The following is an 18,547-nucleotide window of genomic DNA, read 5'->3' on the forward strand; positions in this document are numbered from 1 at the left end:
AGGCTGTGGCCTACTAAGGTTAGAGTATGAATCCAGACTTTTTTAATGTGAGTTCGACTACTTAGTAGAACCTTTCCGGCAAATCTCTGCTCTTTGCCGAAGGAGGGTTAAAATGCTTAATTTTTGGTTCTCCACAAAGAATTGAACCGCTTCTCTCCTTGTCGGAGAGGAATTGGAGAGAGGTTCATGGAATTCACATATCAAAAACTTGCTCTAGGTTACTAATTTGCTGCTCAGTTTCGCTAATATGAGTCTCAACTAAAGACTTTAACTGATTGTTTTGACAACATTGCCAGATCATCTGCTGGGCTTCTAAGAAGCGATTTTCAGCATCGTACATAACACCAACTTCATAGATGAACTTATCTTGTGAATTGGTGATTTTCTTTGTTCCTGGACGTTCAGTAATTTGAACCATTGTAAATCTCCTGAAGATTTGACGCTGTGGTTGACAGTCGTTCCTCAACCCTACGTTGATTTTTCCGTCTTCTCTTCATACCTGAGTGTTAAATCGGACTGCTAATTTGAATACATCAGAATCGGTCTTGGGGCTTAAGTAGTGAATTACGTTAAAGTTAAAGATAAGTAAAGAAAACGCTTTTAACTATAATGACTGTTCCCAACTTAGAGATAATTTCTACCCAGCTAGAAAGTCCAAATTTGCGCGATCGCATGGTAGCCTTGGCCAACTTACGCCACATATCCCCAGAGGATGCCGTACCTTTAATTAAAAAGGTCTTAGATGATGAATCCCTCCAACTGCGCTCAATGGCAGTATTTGCCCTAGGGATCAAACAAACCCCAGAATGCTACCCCATTTTAGTGAAAATTTTGGAAACTGATCCAGATTATGGTATTCGTGCTGATGCCGCTGGGGCTTTAGGATATTTAGGAGATAACCGAGCATTAGAAGCTTTATCACGGGCATTTTATGAAGATACCGACTGGCTAGTAAGATTTAGCGCCGCCGTATCTCTCGGTAATATTAAAGACCCCCGCGCCCGGACAATCCTCATTCAAGCATTGGATAGCAAAGAAGTCGTCATCCAACAAGCTGCTATTTCCGCTTTGGGAGAAATCAAATCCATTGACTCTGTAGATAATATCCTGCGCTTTGCCCAAGCCGAGGATTGGTTAGTGCGGCAACGTCTAGCTGAAGCTTTAGGCAATCTGCCCACACCCAAGAGTATCTCAGCTTTGAAATACCTGGAAAAAGACAGTCATTCCCATGTTGCCGAAGCTGCAAGAATTTCTCTCACCAGACTCGAAGAAATAGACAAGCAAAATTAAATAAACGCCTCCTGCTATCTTTTAATAATAAAAGTAGGATTTTTAGAATTTTGATACAGGATCATTTGATTCATGAATATTGAAGAATTTTTTGAGTTAAGCGCTGGTAAATGGTTTTCTCATCGCACCAGTCACCATCTGGCTTTTAAGCAATCGGAAGATGGTAAATCAGATATCGTGATTGAGATGCTGGCCGCAGATCATCCAGAAGTGATCAAATTGTGTCAACAGTATGAAATTGAACCTAGTACAGCTTCCTGTGGTGCGCGAGTTACCTGGAACGGGACAATGGAATGGGATGAAGAAAAACACCAAGGTTCTACCGTCTTAGCCACTGTCCCTAATGCAGATAACCCAGATGAAGGTAAATTACTGCGGGAAATGGGTTATGCAGAAAAAGCCCCTGTTGCGGGCAGCTATAAAATGGGCGATGATGGCGCTCTTACCCTCATTACTGAATATGAAACCATGTGGTCTGAAGAACGCTTGTGGTTTGCCAGCCCCAATTTGCGGATGCGGGTAAGTGTCCTGAAGCGGTTTGGTGGGTTTAGTATGGCTTCTTTTACTTCAGAAATTCGTATGGGTAGTACACCAGCTGCAAAAGCTGCTGAGGCTGCTAATGCGGTTAATGCACCCGCAAGCTAAAACCTGAATATTGAGGGGAATGGGGATTGGTGATTGGTGATTGGTGATTGGGAAGAAATTATAGATAATTTTCTTCTCTGCTCCCTTCCCCCTGCTCCCTGCCTTCTACCTTCTGAGATCAAATCTACCCAATCTCCCCGACTAGCTTATAATTTCCAAGGGGCGTATGCTCTCCACTGGATCAGTAAAAGGGGGATAGATGACACTTAAGCGGTTGCTGTTAATTGGGCTGACATTGTTTGCACTCATGTTGTCCGGCTTGTCTTTATTTGGTAGCTGGCAAAAACCTCAGTTCCAAAGTCGATTGGAATTGTACCAAACCAATATTGTCTTGCAAGCCCAAGGATGGCAGCCAGAAGATAGCAACAACGAGAATTTTCTCGCAATTCGGGCAGCGATACTGGGTGATAAACCCTTAGAAAGTGCTACCAAGCAATATCAACAAGCGCGTGAGTCTGTCCAAACTAATTTAGATAAAGCTGAAATCAAATTAGCGAAATTGCTCTTGCCTGATATTACTGCTGTCACACCTCCTAAACCCTTACCAAACGACCCTTTAGAAACCAAAACCTCTCTTCAAGAACAGCAGCAACAGTTAGAGAAGTCTGTTCAACAACTGCAAAAATTGCGGGATGAATTAGACTTGCGGCTAGGAATCTTACAAGCCAAACAAGGACAGATAGAAAACGCCGTCACAACTTGGAGTCAAGTACAGCAACGCTCAGATATCAAACCAGAATTTAGCGAAACAGCTAAGGTATTAAATGGAATTTGGAGTAACCCTCCTCGTCTACTCCCCAATGCTCAACAACTCATTCAAAACAATTTAGAAGGTTGGTTTCAGTCTACTGCTTTGATTCAGCTGTACAAACTCCAACAACGTGAAGATATTCTCGCAGATGTTCTAGCTGCTCAACAAGCTGCTGCTACTGACGCGGTATGGAAATTAGCAATAATTGCCACTATTCCCAGTTTAACGGCGTTAATTGGTGTCATCCTGCTGGTGGCTTTGGTGATTCAGCGTTTACTGAAGGGAAGAGAATCTATATTAGCTGCAAATGCTGAAAAGCCTTGGACTACTCCTTGGAATGCAGAAATAATTTTACAGGTTTTTGTCCTGGGATTTTTCTTAATGGGACAATTATTTATACCCGCAATTTTAAACACCTTACCGATTCCTCGTGGCACAGGTAATGCGCGAGTCCAGGCTTTTTCTGTGTTGGTGAGTTACTTGCTAGTTGCATTCGGGGCGCTGTCAGTGCTTTATTTTTCTATTAGGCGCTATTTACCCCTCTCAGAAGACTGGTTTCGCTTCCGTTTTCAAAGTAATTGGTTTCTGTGGGGATTGGGTGGCTACTGCACTGCTTTACCGATTGTGGTGGTAGTGTCGTTGATTAATCAACAACTATGGAATGGACAAGGTGGAAGTAATCCACTGTTACAACTGGCGCTAGAAAATAAAGATAACGTCGCATTGGGGATATTTTTCTTTACTGCTGGGATAGCTGCGCCATTTTTTGAAGAATTTCTATTTCGAGGATTTTTGTTGCCCTCCTTAACTCGCTACATTCCAGTTTGGGCATCCATTGTGGCCAGTAGCTTGTTATTTGCTGCTGCTCATCTCAGCTTGTCAGAAATTCTGCCTCTCACTGCCTTGGGCATGGTATTAGGAATAGTTTACACGCGATCGCGCAATCTCCTTGCCCCTATGCTTCTCCACAGTCTCTGGAATAGCGGCACATTACTCAGTTTGTTTCTCTTAGGTAGTGGAAATAATTAATACTAAAATTTACGGTTGAAAAAATTCAAAATATTTGATTACATCAACAATTAAAAAGGATTCTACAAACAGATAATTTTTCTGGGTGCATATGCACTGACAACTCCGCCAAAAAAATGTATCCTCGTAACTATAGCAAACTCAAAAAAGCCCGGACGTAATCTCTATAAACCTGTAAATACTAATATAGTGTAGCGATTTTTTGCCGATTATTGGGGTTATTTTCCTCACGAGAAATGCTGCACTTTTGAAACTTTCTTGCCTAAAAAACATCAAACTCTAAAACCAAGAACTTTTGAGGTTTTGATTCCGGGGCTTTCAGCATATTTTATTAATAAATCTGTAAACCTGCTGCATTGAAATTTGTTAGCCAGTTTACTAACAGCCATCAACGAACATGATATTTTCAGGTGTTGTTGGAGTATATCATCAGTTCCATAATTCCAAATTACCTGAGGAATTATGGTGAATTGGCTTTAGCAAACATTCAGGAGTATCAATAAATATGGCTAATCTCAATCCATCTCATGCTACTAAACAACTTTTATCTGGTTATTGTGGTATTATTTTTGGCGGATTTGGGCTACATAAGTTTATTCTTGGTTACGCGCCAGAAGGTTTTATTATGTTAGTCATTTCTATAGTTGGTGGTTCTCTTACTTACGGATTTACATTGCTAATTATGCAACTAGTAGGTTTAATTGAAGGCATGATCTATTTGAATAAAAACCATGAGGATTTTGTAAATACCTACTTTGTGAATAAGCAGGGATGGTTTTAGAAATTCCTATTGGAAGCGCTATTACTTACGGCAGTATTTAAATTATTTACCATATCCTAGCTACCGTAATCTGGCAAAAGGTTGACCAAAGCCCCCTGTCACTAAATTTTTTATAAGTTGTTAAGAGTCAAGAAACTATGTAAGTATTAGGTTAGAATTATGACGAAAATTAGGGTGTGAAGGAACCACGCTGGTAGCATTTGCTTTCAAGCAGAGGTAATACTTCACCATGTTATCTATACCTTAAGGAGCAGTTTTCGTCATGTCTAATCTTAACCCCAGTGATGCCAGCGGTAAAAAAACCGTAGCAGGCATTTGCGGTATTCTTCTAGGTTCTTTGGGTATTCATAAATTTATTCTTGGCTACACCACTGAAGGTATCATCATGCTGTTGGGTACGATCCTTACGTGTGGATTCGGTGGGATAGTTCTAGGGGTTATTGGTTTGGCAGAGGGGATTATTTACCTGACCAAAACTGACGATGAGTTTTTCAATACATATATTGCCAATAAAAAAGGATGGTTTTAATCACCTGGATCTGAAGTTGTAGTTGCCGTTGAAGCTAAATATTACACTGGTGTTTAAGTTGTCTCTTAACCTGCTCTCATATCACGGTAAGCTAGTTCGCTGGGGTATATTAGGATTCTCTTTTACCCCGCTAATTGGCACCTATTTGTATACCAAAGGGTATAAACTCCAGTTTTTAGTCTGCCCAATACGGCACTTCACTGGCATTCCTTGTCCAGGTTGTGGCATGACTCGCTCTTTTATGGCCATTGCTAGAGGAGATTGGCATCAAGCAGTGGCAGAACATTTGTTTGGACCGCTGTTATTTGCTAGTTTTGTAATTGCAGTAGTTCACATAATGCTAGAACTACTAACAAAACGCCAAATAACAGCCTTTTATTGGCAACTGCTAAAACGCAGAAAGTTACAAATTCTAGGTGCAAGTGCAATTTTCACCTACTACTTTCTCCGGCTGTATCAAATTTCACAAACGGGAGAACTGTATTTTGCTTTTATTCACTCTCCTTTAGGGAAACTGCTGTATTAAATAATAGTTAAATTTTAAATTTTGGTCTATTTTGATGAAAAACTGTAATTTCTACTACCATGTTAACGATTAAACGTAAACAATTGACCTGGGGCATCTTGATTTTGATGGGCTTTGGTTATTTCAGCGCTATGTCCAATTTAGAAATGCATTATATTTTGAAAAGCCTGATTGCCTTCTTGCCAATCCAGATGTTAGCTCTGATCTACGTGACTTATATAAACTGGAGCCGACGCTAGTTTACAAGATTAAATATCATAATTGATTCTTGGTCATAGTTTCAGATTTCGTCTACGCTCGAAGTAGACACGCCTTTTGTCAGGCATTTAATTTTTCGTAGCGAATCTAAAAACCTGCCATGCAACTTCTAAGAGAAACTGAAATTACCCCAGAATTTACCCCAATTACAGAAAAAATTATTTTAGATGTTGGGGGTATGAAGTGTGCTGGGTGCGTGACAGCAGTAGAGAGACAGCTAAACCAACATCCCCAAGTTAAAAACGTCTGTGTCAACCTAGCGACAGAAGTAGCTGTTGTAGAAGCAGAAATTGGTACAGTAGATCCTGATTTACTAGCAAAGGCATTGACAGCAACGGGATTTCCTACCCAAACGCGCAAAGCAAACACCACATTAGCAAGCCAGAAATCAGCCTTAGAAGCATCAGCAACTAGACAACGAGAGGAAATGCAAGCTGCATTCAGACAGTTGGTAATTGCTGGGGTGTTGTTGCTATTTTCAGGAATTGGTCATTTTGGTAATACAATTTTCCCGATTTTAAATAATATCTGGTTCCACTGTGGACTAGCTACGGTGGCGCTACTGATTCCCGGTCGCCCTATTATCATAGATGGCTGGCGCGGTTGGCGACGAGGTGCGCCAAATATGAATACTTTGGTGAGTTTGGGAACTTTAACGGCTTATACTGCCAGTTTGGTGGCGTTGTTGTTTCCGCAAATGGGTTGGGAATGCTTTTTTGATGAACCAGTGATGATGCTGGGCTTTATCCTGCTGGGTAGGACTTTAGAACAACAAGCTAGAGGTCGCGCTGCGGCAGCATTTAGGCAGTTGTTAGCACTTCAACCCCAAATAGCGAGATTGATTGCTAACCCAGAGTCACAGAAATTAGTTTCAGGGGCTAATATTGTCGAGATACCTGCAGAACAAGTGCGGGTTGGTGAATGGCTACAGGTGCTACCAGGAGATAAAATTCCTGTTGATGGTGAGGTACGCTTTGGACAAACTACTGTAGATGAATCAATGTTAACTGGGGAAGCTGTTCCAGTTATGAAGCAATTAGGAGATGCAGTGGCAGCGGGAACTATTAACCAGTCTGGTGCGATCGCTATTCAAGCCACTAAAACAGGTAATGATACTACTTTGGCGCAAATAGTCGCTTTGGTAGAAGCTGCCCAAACTCGCAAAGCACCTGTACAAAAATTAGCAGACACTGTTTCTGGTTATTTTACCTATGGGGTTTTAACTGCGTCTTTGTTGACATTTGTGTTTTGGTACTTTTTTGGTACTCACATTTGGCCAGAAATTAACGTTGCTGGGGGGATGGAAATGATGAGTCACTCGACACATCATCAACCAAGTACACATTACTCTTCACTATTAATTAGTTTAAAATTAGCGATCGCTGTGATGGTCGTGGCTTGTCCCTGTGCTTTAGGTTTAGCAACCCCCACTGCTATTCTCGTCGGTACTGGTATAGGTGCAGAACGGGGTTTATTAATCAAAGGTGGTGACGTTCTAGAACGAGTCCACCAGCTAGATACAATAGTTTTTGATAAAACCGGAACTCTAACTACAGGTAAACCCACAGTTACAGATTGTTTGCGATTGGCAGAAAATGCAGAGGAAAATTTATCCCTCCTCCAACTAGCCGCAGCCGTAGAAAGCGGTACACATCACCCCCTAGCTAAAGCAATTCACCAAGCAGCCAAACAACAAAATTTATCAATTCCCCATGCTGTAGACTTTCACACCGAGCCAGGAATGGGAGTTTCGGCGGTGGTGGAAGGCAAAAATGTACTCTTAGGTAACTCAGACTGGCTGAACTGGCATGGAATAGCTATCAGTGAAACAGCACAACAGCAGACGCAGGAATTAGCCACAGCAGGGAAGACAGTAATTAGCGTTGTTGTTGATGATACTTTAATCGGATTAATTGCTGTGAGTGATAGCCTCAGACCAGATGCAAAAGCCGCAGTCGAGAAGTTACAACAGATGGGTTTACGAGTAATTCTTCTCAGCGGTGATAGATTAGAAGCAGTAAGTGCGATCGCCGAGCAACTAGGAATACCCAGCACCAATGTCATGGCAGGTATCCTCCCAGCTAAAAAAGCCACTGCTATTAAATCTCTTCAAACTGGAGAAAATCTCAGCCCATCCACATCTATCGTCGCTATGGTAGGAGATGGCATCAATGATGCACCTGCTTTATCTCAGGCAGATGTCGGCATTGCTTTACACTCCGGCACAGATGTAGCTATGGAAACAGCCGAAATTATCCTCATGCGCGATCGAGTAAGCGATGTTGTGGAATCAATTCAACTCAGTCGTGCCACCTTCAACAAAATACGCCAAAACTTATTCTGGGCTTTTGCATATAATACATTTGGCATCCCTTTAGCAGCAGGTGTTTTATTGCCCAGTTTAGGTTTTGTTCTCAGTCCTTCCAGTGCAGCAGCACTCATGGCTTTTAGCTCAGTAAGTGTTGTCACTAACTCAGTTTTATTACGAAGCTTTGCTCATCAACCTTAAAGTACCTTGAGGAGACGACATACCAGGGAAATGTTAAAAAACTTCTAGGACTTGCCTTATAGCCTAAAACCCTACAAATGAGCGTCAGTATTTCTTTCCTCAAATTCTGTCATCAAGGAGTCTGTGTTTAAATAGACTACTTGCTTTTTCTTTTGAGATCAACCATTTAGTCTCATCTCCAGCAGATAGTATAGAGGTTTTAAAGGCATAGGTTAGAAAGACGCAAGTGTTGTGAGCCTTAGTTTGCCCACATCTGCTATCATAATCTGAGCAGGTATGGCATTCAACCACCTAGCCTATATCCTCAAACACATTTTTTCTGTAACAATACATAAGAAAATATTAAAGTGTCAGTTTTTTATACAAAAAATTAGTAATTTAAAAAATTAAACTTTAATAATATGTAGTTTTAATACTTATTAAATTCAATATTACAATTACATCCCTTGTCTGGAAAAATGTTAAAAGAAGATACCCCACCAACACTTGCAAATCAAAGTTCAACCAATCTTACTAACCATCTGTCAATGGCAGCAGAACTCAATGAAAACCATCTACTGATTATAGAAGATGATCAAGGACGCAAAGAGTTTCCTCTAGAGAATCCTGTCTATTCAATCGGTAGAGACCGTAACTGTAATATTCGTTTAATGTCACAATTTGTATCCCGTCATCATGCCACATTGGTCAGATTACCCCGCAAAAATAATAGCCAAAGCTATTATTACCGAATTGTAGATGGTGATCCCAAAGGAAAGCCTAGTTCCAACGGTTTAATGATTAATGGACGCAAAATACCAGCCCATGATCTAAAAAATGAAGACGAAATTGTTTTTGTCCCTCAAGTACGGGCAATTTATTATCTGCTAAAAAATACTCACCGTCCAGGACAAACTGATGCTGTTGAGTATGATATTACATTGATAAACCCTGGCATGACAGAGGATATGGAGGACTGATTCAATAGCCTTTAACTTACAAATTCAACGAACACTTGAAAGCATTTACAACAAACAACTAGAACGCAAACTAACACCATAATTCCCCTATTTGCTACAGATGGGGGAATAACATTGCTAAAAACCTTCCTATATCAGATCTTACCTATACATTTTCTCAAAAATTTAGAAGACAGTTAGATTTTGAGCAATTTTAGCTTTTGAACATAGCAAAATTTTTATTTGCAACCTCAGTAATTAGACTGAAATTAGTTGCATTATTTTTACTGAATTACCGAAGACTCGGCACTTAAATATTCTTTCCTTGCTTCTTAAAAATTGTTTTTATAAATCATATTTAAGCTCTCAAGTGCTTGCTGCATATGAATCAATAGCCAACAGGACATGATCAGTGTGACTTGAATCATAACATGAGCTTTTAGCTCAAGATATACTTCACAAAGTAGATATCCATTTGATGCTTCAGAAATGCAACCAAAGTGGAAAACTAATTTCCCCATGCAATACACAGTTAAATTGTTGAGTTAACGGTGTATCACATAGAAAGGTTGTTATATCGAATCATTGCACAGCAACGTTTTTTATAAAAGCATTAATGATCAAACTTGCATGACATCAAATTACACCGATTGGGATAATGATTTACCACCAGAACCGGAAGAAGTTTATCAAGACTTACTTCGCGCTCTGGAATGGAAATCAGGATTTGGTTTATATTTTGTCCAATGTACTCCTGTGGAATCAGATCGTTTTATTGCGAAGATTCCTAATGATATTCCCCAAAAAAGGATTGCTGTATTACGCTTGCTTGAACCAGTTGATAAATTATATGAACAAGTAGCTGATTGTATTAAAGATCAACAAATTGATATTTTATTAATTAAAGGTCTAGAGTATTCCCTATATAAATATGAAAAAAGGAACTTCGGTGAAATCACTGAAGGACAATTTATAAATTTAACTAAAGTACCACCAATCCTCAATCATTTCAACCAACAACGAGAAAGATTTAGGGATGATTTTCCATTTCGGTTTGTTTTTTTACTGCGCTCATTTTCTCTCAACTATTTAATTCATCGCGCTCCTGATTTTTTTGATTGGCGTTCTGGAGTATATGAATTACCAACTACACCAGAATTAGTTGAAGAAGAATCACGTCGTTTACTGTTAGAAGGAGATTATGAAAAATATCTGCGACTGACTCCTGAAGAAAAAATTGAAAAAGTTCTTGAAATTCAAGAACTGCTCACAGAAAAACATCAAACAGATCATAATAAAGCCAGCTTACTATTTGAATTAGGAAATTTACTTTATTCTGCGAATGAATACGAAACTGCAATTACATTCTATGAACAAGAACTAAAATTTAAACCTAATGACCACTATGCTTGGTATAACCGGGGCAATGCGCTCCGTAATTTAGAAGAACATGAAGGAGCAATTTCATCATACAACCAAGCTCTAAAATTTAAACCTGATGACCATTATGCTTGGTATAACCGTGGCAATGCTCTACGTAATTTAGATAGAAATGAAGAAGCAATTGTATCCTATGAAAATGCCTTGAAATTTAAACCTGATGATCATTATTGTTGGTACAATCGGGCTAATGCACTCAGGAATTTAAAACGTAATCAAGAAGCAATTCTATCCTATGATCAGGCTCTGAAATTTAAACCTAATGACCATTATACTTGGAATAATCGGGGCATTGCATTTCGGAATTTAGGACGTAATGAAGATGCAATTTTTTCCTATGACCAAGCACTAAAAATTCAACCGGATGATCACTACGCTTGGTATAATAGAGGGATTGCACTTCGGAATTTAGGACGTAATGAAGAAGCAGTTTTATCTTATGACCAAGCACTTAAATATAGACCTGATGACCACTATGCTTGGAACAATAGAGGTAACGCCCTTGATGATCTAGGACGCACTGAAGAAGCAATTTTTTCCTATGACCAAGCACTTAAATTGAAACCTGATGATAACTTTGCTTGGTACAATAAAGCTTGCTGTTATGCTCTTCATGGTCATGTTGTACAAGCGGTAGAAAATTTGCAGCAAGCGATTAATCTCAAACCTGAAGAGTTTGGAAAAATGGCCAAATCTGATTCTGATTTTGATTTGATTCGGGAAGATATTCGCTTTCAAGCTTTAATACAAGGAACGATTTCTTAACCCCTCATATCCAGCCATAATTTGGGGCTAATTTGAATCAAATAAACAGAACTTAGTGGATATATTTAATATTTCTGTTTTATCTGTAATAAATTATTTTAATATCTGACATTTAGAATTTTTGCGATTAAAATTATATTGCCTGTTTTTACTAATTTTTCAGCATAGCTAATACCATAAATACCAAACAGTTTACCAATGACTAACAATTCTGAATTACTAAAAAATCTCTACAATGCTTTTAACCCTTTTCAACCGCTACCCGCAGGAGATCCTAACTATGTAGACTGTCAAGATGTCAGGGGAGATGCAGATATTCTGGAAGAATTAGGAAACCGGATTCAGTTGGCCAATCAATACACTTGCCAATTATATTCCGGCCATAGAGGTGCAGGTAAATCGACAGAATTGCTGAAGTTAAAGAAATATTTAGAAGAAAGACAATTTTATGTAGTTTATTTTGCCGCTGACGAAGAAGATATTGATTCAGAAGATGCTCAATATACAGATATTCTTCTTGCTTGTACTCGACGACTACTCAAAGATTTACGAACAATTGGAAATCCTCAACCTGTTCTCAATTGGCTCAAAGACCGTTGGCAAGATTTGAAAGATTTGGCGCTGACTGACATTCAAATCGAGAATATGAATGTAGAAATGCAAATTAGTCAGTTTGCTAAATTAACGGCAAATTTAAGGGCTGTCCCCGAATTACGTCAACAAATCCGGGAAAAAGTCAATCCTCATACCGTGACTTTGATTAAGGTTTTAAATGAGTTTTTGGCTGATGTCAGAAAACATCTACCTAAAGATAGAAATAAACTAGCGGTTATAGTGGATAACCTAGATCGAATGGTCTTGGTAAAAGATGGGGAACGTACCAATTATGAAGAAGTTTTTTTAGATCGGTGTGAGCAACTCAAAGCCTTGGAGTGTCATTTGATTTATACTGTTCCCATTGCAATGGTTTATTCTACCAGAGCTACGGATCTCCGTGACGTATATGGTGATCCTCAAATATTACCAATGGTAATGGTAAGAACTCCACAAGGTGAAATTTATCAACCGGGAATAAATAAAGTTAAAGAGGTGATTTACCGACGAATTAGGCAGTTTGCCCCAGATAAACCCCTGGAAACAGCCATATTCGATAACCGCGAAACTTTAGAAAGGCTTTGTTTAATGAGTGGAGGTCACGTCAGAAATTTGCTATTGTTAACACAGGATGCTATAGGTCGCACTCAAGATTTACCAATTTCTGAAAGAGCAGTTCGACGAGCCGTCACTCAAGCTAGAGATACTTACCGCCGAGCAGTAGAAAACCATCAATGGATATTGTTGGCAGAAGTCTCCCGGTCTAAGCGGATCATCAATGATGATCAGTATCGCAATTTGATGTTTAATCGCTGCCTTTTAGAATACCGCTATTTGGATGAAGAAGGAGAGATGCATCGCTGGTATGATATTCATCCACTGATTCAAGGCATTCAGGAATTCAAAGAAGCTATAGAAAAACTCCCATGAATTTAGAGCTTAGTGACTGGGATCAAGATGTACCTGCTGAGGAATACGAGGAATATGAAAACCTAATCACTGCTCTGAAGCGCAAAGAGGGATTTGGCTTATTTTTTGTGCAATGTTTAAATCGAGAAGCAGAGCAATTAATTAATAAAATTTCCCACTTCTTACCTGATAAAAACATTCAAGTTTTACGTTTAACTGAGCCAATTGATACTCTGTATGACCAGTTACTAAATATTTATACTAACAAGCGATTTGATATTTTATTGATTACAGGTCTAGAATATTCGCTTTATAAGTATGAAAAACAGCAATTTGGTGAAATAACGGAAACACATTACAGTGATTTAAGCAATGTGCCGCCAATTCTAGACCATTTAAACCAAAAGAGAGAACTAATTAGGGATAAAATTCCTGTTATTTTCGTTTTTTTGGGACACCCATTTGTAATAGATTATTTCATTCATCGCTCCCAGGACTTTTTTGATTGGAAATCATCAAGTGTATTGAAATTAACAACAATCCCAGAATTAGTCTAGGAACAATCATCCAGCATCAGCATGAGTACTGAAAAAATTAGTATTTTAGGTGAACTCTATTTATTTGGAAAAGCTGGACAAAATCTGCCTCCCCCAAAAGATAGAGCGTGCAACCCAAAGCTTGTTGTAAAATAGACATATAGAACAATTAGGGGGGGCCAGTTCGCTGGTCATGTACGTCTATAGAGACTATCTTCGGTAATCTGCAAGGTTTGAAGTCCAGCCATCTGAAACAACTACAGCGGCTGTACCATCAGCGTATATCGGGCGATCGCATCACAACATCCGAGTTCGCCCAACGTCTGGCAGCAATTAGCACAGAACTAAATCAGCCTGTATGTGCCTACCTCAACCGTCGCGGACAAGTCATCCGAGTGGGGGTAGGCACTCCGCGTCAAACCCAAATTCCACCACTAGAACTGCCTCGTTACGGTGCAGAACGTCTGAGTGGTATTCGCTGTATAGCAACCCATCTCAAGCCAGAACCGCCCAATGAATCGGCGCTGACAGCAATGGCACTACAACGATTAGATGCTCTAGTAGTATTGAATATTACTGGTACGGGATTTACAAAGCGGGGTGGTGGTGCGGCTGGCTATGTGAAAGAAGCTTATTTAGCTCATTTAGTAGCTAATAGTAAACAGCTAGTCTCAACTCAAGTTGGGGGAATTAGTATCCCAGAGGCAGCTTCCTATTCCAGCATATCGCCACCTTTGAGTTTAGATGCGATCGCAGAACAAGATTTTCTGGACTTGGTAGAAAGTCTAGAAGAGGAATTCCGTCGTGAATACATCGCTCAAGAAGTTGACGCTGATCATGATCGCGTTGTCATTGTGGGTGTAGCCACTGATAGCACATCTGGTCAACAATTCCAGGACACCATCGCCGAATTAGTGCGGTTAGTGGATACGGCGGGTGGAGATGTCTTACAAATATTGCAACAAAAGCGATCGCGCATTCATCCTCAAACCGTCATCGGTGAAGGTAAAGTCCAAGAAGTCGCCCTCACAGCCCAAACCCTAGGCGCTAACCTGGTCGTCTTCGACCGCGACCTCTCACCGGCTCAAATCCGTAACCTAGAAGCACAAATCGGGGTCAGAGTCATTGACCGTACAGAAGTAATCTTAGATATCTTTGCCCAACGCGCCCAATCTGGTGCTGGTAAATTACAAGTAGAACTAGCACAGCTAGAATATATGCTGCCACGACTCACAGGTCGAGGTAAAACCATGTCCCGATTAGGGGGTGGGATTGGGACACGAGGCCCTGGTGAAACAAAACTAGAAACAGAACGACGGGCTATTCAAAAGCGGATATCCCGACTGCAACAAGAAGTTAACCAGTTGCAAGCACATCGTTGTCGGTTACGTCAAAGACGACAACATCGAGAAGTTCCTTCTGTTGCTGTCGTGGGTTACACCAACGCTGGCAAGTCTACCTTGCTCAACGCCCTCACTAACGCCGAAGTTTACGCAGCCGACCAACTTTTTGCCACACTCGACCCCACCACACGCCGCTTAATTATTCCCAATGCGGATACCAATGAACCCCAAGAAACCCTAATTACAGATACAGTAGGGTTTATTCACAAGTTACCCCCCTCTTTAATGGATGCCTTTCGCGCCACTTTAGAGGAAGTCACTGAAGCTGATGCCCTATTACATTTGGTGGATTTATCCCATCCTGCCTGGTTGAGTCATATTCGGGCAGTTAGGGAAATTCTCGCCCAAATGCCGATAACTCCTGGTCCGGCGTTAGTTGCTTTTAACAAAATTGACCAAGTTAGTAGCGAGGCACTAGCTTTAGCGAAGGAAGAATTTCCTCTAGCGATATTTATCTCAGCTAGTCAGCGTTTAGGTTTAGAAAACCTCCGCTATCGCCTATCCCAGTTGATTGAGTATGCGGTGGATGATGGGTAAATAGTTTTACCTAAGTTGCATGAGCCTTAAACCTGGGTGGGGAAGTTGATCATGACCTCTCTGCTCAGGTTTAATTATGAATTGATTGATCAGGCTTTTCCTCCCACCTCAACGCCTTCTCACTCTCACTAGCAACAGACTAAAATTAAAAAGTATTTGATCAAAGTGATAATGTTATGACTGCAAAAGTAGAAATTTACACTTGGGCTACTTGCCCATTTTGTATACGTGCTAAAAACTTACTGAAGAATAAGGGTGTTGATTTTATCGAATACAGCATTGATGGAGATGAGGTAGCGAGAAATCAAATGTCTCAAAAAGCAAATGGAAGACGTTCTGTACCCCAAATTTTTATCAATGATGATCACATTGGTGGTTGTGATGATATCTATGCTTTAGATCGTCAAGGCAAATTGGATGATTTGCTAACTGTGGGGTAGATGCAGTTATGCAAAATTTAGTGATTGAGGTATAAAGGGTGAAACTGGCTTTTATTATTGATCCCATCCATCAACTTGATCCATGCCATGATACAAGTGTTGCGCTCATGGAAGCAGCGCAAATACTAGGTCATGAGGTTTGGATAACTCAGGCTAACTTACTGAATGTTTTGGATAGCAAAGCTTGGGCTGTTCTACAGCAGGTAGAACTTGTACCAGTGGAATTGGTGGAAAAACGTTGGGTAGCGGCGAATCCCTGGTATCAGTTAAGTTCTAGCGTCTTAACTCCCTTGGAATCAATGGATGCTGTATTTATGCGGACAGATCCACCTGTTAACGATTCTTACCTCTATGCAACCTACATTTTGGATTATATTGACCAAAATAAAACTTTGGTGATTAATAGTCCCAATGGTATCCGCAGTGCAAATGAAAAAATGTATGCGCTTCAGTTTACTGAGTGTATTCCTGAAACAATTGTTAGTGCTGACAAGCAAGTTATTCGCCAATTTGTGGAAGCCAAGGGAGCAACAGTCCTGAAACCACTGGGAAATAAAGCTGGGGAGGGGATTTTATTTTTGCAATCAGGCGATCGCAATTTTAACTCTATTGTTGAACTTAGTACCCTCCAAGGTCGAGTACCAGTCATGGTGCAAAACTATTTACCAGCAGCTAAAGAAGGAGACAAACGGATCATATTGCTCAATGGTGAACCTATTGGGGCGCTCAACCGTCTTTCCAGTGGTAGTGATTTTCGCAATAATATGGCTACAGGCGGTACAGTAGCGCCAACTGAAATTACCCCCAGAGAGATGGAAATTTGCACCTTAGTAGCCGATAAACTACGTCAAGACGGCTTAATTTTTGTTGGTATTGATGTAATTGGTGGCTACCTAACAGAAGTTAATGTCACTAGTCCGACAGGAATTCGGGAAATCGACCGTTTAGATGGTACGCTTCTGGGTCATCAGGTTATTCAATGGCTGGAAGAGTCACTGAAAATAAATTGACGCTTACAGGGTATTTTGATCGAAATTTGGGTTTTAAACCCCGTCCTCCTAGAACGGCTTTTCTTGGTCTTGAATATACATCTAAGAGAACTCCACAAAAAAGATAATCCAATCTTGTGGCACTGGTAGGATGCCCATCCTTGTATGATTAGCAAGATTTTCGTCCTGCACCACAAGAAATTTTGGGATATTTTTTTATTTGGAAGTCTTTAATAAAATTTGGGGTAGCAATTGAATTGCTTACCCCTACCCTAGTCAAATAAACCCTAAAACTAACTAAGAAATTTTATACAGCACTTAGTTGGAACTGAGACTGCAAATTTAATCTAAAATTTCAAATTCACAATCATTTAATTCTTGGGTGGAGTCCTCCGTCTTTGCAGAAAATCAGGAATATCTAATGAGGGTTTTTCTTTTGGTTCGGGAGTTGGGGTTGGTTGATTAACAGTTGGTTGTGGTGCGGGTTTTCTGGAAGTTGTGGGAGGTACTACTCTAGCGTTAGCTACAGTTTGTTGTGCCGTGGCTTGGATTTCACCAGTAAACCCAGTGGCAATCACAGTAATTCTCACTTCGCCTTGGAGTCTGTCATCAATTACTGCTCCAAAAATAATATTGGCGTTGGGATCAACCACTTCATAGATTGTTTCCGCAGCAGCATTGACTTCATGTAGGGTCAAGTCACTACCACCAGTGATATTGAAGACAACTCCTCTAGCTCCTTCAATAGAACATTCTAGCAATGGAGAAGAAATTGCTGCGATCGCAGCTTCTCTAGCTCTAGATTTGCCAGAACTAACACCAATCCCCATCAATGCCGATCCTGCATCTGCCATTACTGCCCGGACATCGGCAAAGTCAACGTTGACCAAACCGGGAATCGTAATGATATCAGAAATACCTTGTACCCCTTGACGCAATACATCATCTGCGTAGCGAAATGCTTCTTGTACAGGTGTTTGTTCAGGAATCACCTCCAACAGTTTGTTATTGGGGATAATTATCAGGGTATCCACCCGACTTTTTAATCCTTCTACCCCTTGCTCCGCTTGGCTGGTGCGTCTTCGTCCCTCAAACACAAATGGCCGGGTGACTACGCCCACCGTCAGAGCGCCCATTTCTTTAGCTATTTCGGCAACAATTGGGGCTGCACCTGTACCAGTTCCGCCCCCCATGCCGGCAGTGATAAATACTAAATCCGCACCTTCTAACGCCGTAGCAATCTCATCACGAGATTCTTCTGCCGCCTTTTGACCAATGGCAGGATTACCCCCTGCACCTAAACCCCTTGTTAGCTTTTGTCCAATTTGCAACCGACTAGGAGCGCCGGCTAAGGTCAGAGCTTGGGCATCGGTATTAATTGACCAAAACTCCACCCCAGAGACATCAGACTCTATCATGCGGTTAACAGCATTGCCGCCGCCACCACCCACACCAATCACTTTAATATTGGCAACTCGGCCGGGAACAATTTCACCAATGCGGTTATTTTCCGTCATCTTCTTACTATCATGATTTTGTCCGAAGTTCAGCCCAGAGCTATTAAAGGGGTTGTTGGAGTTAACTGCTAAAGATAATCCTGGTTGTCCCATAGCTTGGGCATTTTTATAGGTAAATTCTTGGTTATTATCAAGTGTCATTGAATTTATGAGAGGTAGAT

The 18,547-nt window shown here is 40.5% G+C and carries 15 protein-coding genes and 1 pseudogene; 14 read left to right on the forward strand and 2 right to left on the reverse strand.

The window, feature by feature from the left end; genetic code table 11:
* Positions 1–202: 202 nt before the first annotated feature.
* Positions 203–418: pseudogene (locus tag ACOWPH_RS22660) on the reverse strand (DUF892 family protein); the annotation flags it as partial.
* A gap of 191 nt (positions 419–609) precedes the next feature.
* Between ACOWPH_RS22660 and ACOWPH_RS22665 the strand changes: the two are divergent.
* The 14 genes from ACOWPH_RS22665 to gshB all read left to right on the forward strand — a co-directional run bounded on the left by ACOWPH_RS22665 (position 610) and on the right by gshB (position 16,890).
* A complete protein-coding gene (locus ACOWPH_RS22665) occupies positions 610–1,290 on the forward strand; it encodes a HEAT repeat domain-containing protein (RefSeq protein ID WP_015212373.1) in 681 nt (226 codons plus the stop codon).
* A gap of 72 nt (positions 1,291–1,362) precedes the next feature.
* Complete coding sequence (locus ACOWPH_RS22670) at positions 1,363–1,935, forward strand: phycobiliprotein lyase (protein WP_015212374.1); 573 nt, start codon at positions 1,363–1,365, stop codon at positions 1,933–1,935.
* Positions 1,936–2,134: 199 nt separating this feature from the next.
* Positions 2,135–3,715 (forward strand): CPBP family intramembrane glutamic endopeptidase, encoded by a 1,581-nt coding sequence (locus tag ACOWPH_RS22675; RefSeq protein WP_015212375.1) that lies wholly within the window; start codon positions 2,135–2,137, stop codon positions 3,713–3,715.
* A 505-nt stretch (positions 3,716–4,220) separates the two neighbouring features.
* A complete protein-coding gene (locus ACOWPH_RS22680) occupies positions 4,221–4,496 on the forward strand; it encodes a TM2 domain-containing protein (protein ID WP_015212376.1) in 276 nt (91 codons plus the stop codon).
* A gap of 262 nt (positions 4,497–4,758) precedes the next feature.
* Positions 4,759–5,025, forward strand: a complete 267-nt coding sequence (locus ACOWPH_RS22685) for a TM2 domain-containing protein (protein ID WP_015212377.1) — start codon at positions 4,759–4,761, stop codon at positions 5,023–5,025.
* Between the two features lie 145 nt (positions 5,026–5,170).
* Complete coding sequence (locus tag ACOWPH_RS22690; protein ID WP_277882407.1) at positions 5,171–5,551, forward strand: DUF2752 domain-containing protein; 381 nt, start codon at positions 5,171–5,173, stop codon at positions 5,549–5,551.
* Positions 5,552–5,909: 358 nt separating this feature from the next.
* Positions 5,910–8,318 carry a heavy metal translocating P-type ATPase gene (locus tag ACOWPH_RS22695; protein WP_015212379.1) on the forward strand — a complete coding sequence of 803 codons (2,409 nt, stop codon included), beginning with the start codon at positions 5,910–5,912 and terminating at the stop codon, positions 8,316–8,318.
* 458 nt (positions 8,319–8,776) lie between these two features.
* Positions 8,777–9,277, forward strand: coding sequence for an FHA domain-containing protein (locus tag ACOWPH_RS22700; protein WP_250855225.1), 501 nt, complete (start codon positions 8,777–8,779; stop codon positions 9,275–9,277).
* 609 nt (positions 9,278–9,886) lie between these two features.
* Positions 9,887–11,461, forward strand: a complete 1,575-nt coding sequence (locus tag ACOWPH_RS22705) for a tetratricopeptide repeat protein (protein ID WP_015212381.1) — start codon at positions 9,887–9,889, stop codon at positions 11,459–11,461.
* A 198-nt stretch (positions 11,462–11,659) separates the two neighbouring features.
* Entirely contained in the window at positions 11,660–12,985 is a 1,326-nt protein-coding gene (locus ACOWPH_RS22710) for an AAA family ATPase (RefSeq protein WP_015212382.1), read from the forward strand.
* Complete coding sequence (locus tag ACOWPH_RS22715) at positions 12,982–13,521, forward strand: hypothetical protein (protein WP_015212383.1); 540 nt, start codon at positions 12,982–12,984, stop codon at positions 13,519–13,521. The genes ACOWPH_RS22710 and ACOWPH_RS22715 overlap by 4 nt, the downstream gene beginning before the upstream one ends.
* 182 nt (positions 13,522–13,703) lie before the next feature.
* A complete protein-coding gene (gene hflX, locus ACOWPH_RS22720; RefSeq protein WP_042464388.1) occupies positions 13,704–15,440 on the forward strand; it encodes a GTPase HflX in 1,737 nt (578 codons plus the stop codon).
* Positions 15,441–15,616: 176 nt separating this feature from the next.
* Positions 15,617–15,880, forward strand: coding sequence for a glutaredoxin 3 (grxC, locus tag ACOWPH_RS22725; RefSeq protein ID WP_015212385.1), 264 nt, complete (start codon positions 15,617–15,619; stop codon positions 15,878–15,880).
* 38 nt (positions 15,881–15,918) lie between these two features.
* Complete coding sequence (gshB, locus tag ACOWPH_RS22730; protein ID WP_015212386.1) at positions 15,919–16,890, forward strand: glutathione synthase; 972 nt, start codon at positions 15,919–15,921, stop codon at positions 16,888–16,890.
* Positions 16,891–17,240: 350 nt separating this feature from the next.
* Here the strand turns inward: gshB and ftsZ are convergent, their stop codons facing one another.
* Entirely contained in the window at positions 17,241–18,527 is a 1,287-nt protein-coding gene (ftsZ, locus tag ACOWPH_RS22735; protein ID WP_015212387.1) for a cell division protein FtsZ, read from the reverse strand.
* Positions 18,528–18,547 lie beyond the last annotated feature (20 nt).

The organism is Anabaena sp. PCC 7938 (assembly GCF_049315035.1).
Taxonomy (GTDB): domain Bacteria; phylum Cyanobacteriota; class Cyanobacteriia; order Cyanobacteriales; family Nostocaceae; genus Anabaena; species Anabaena cylindrica.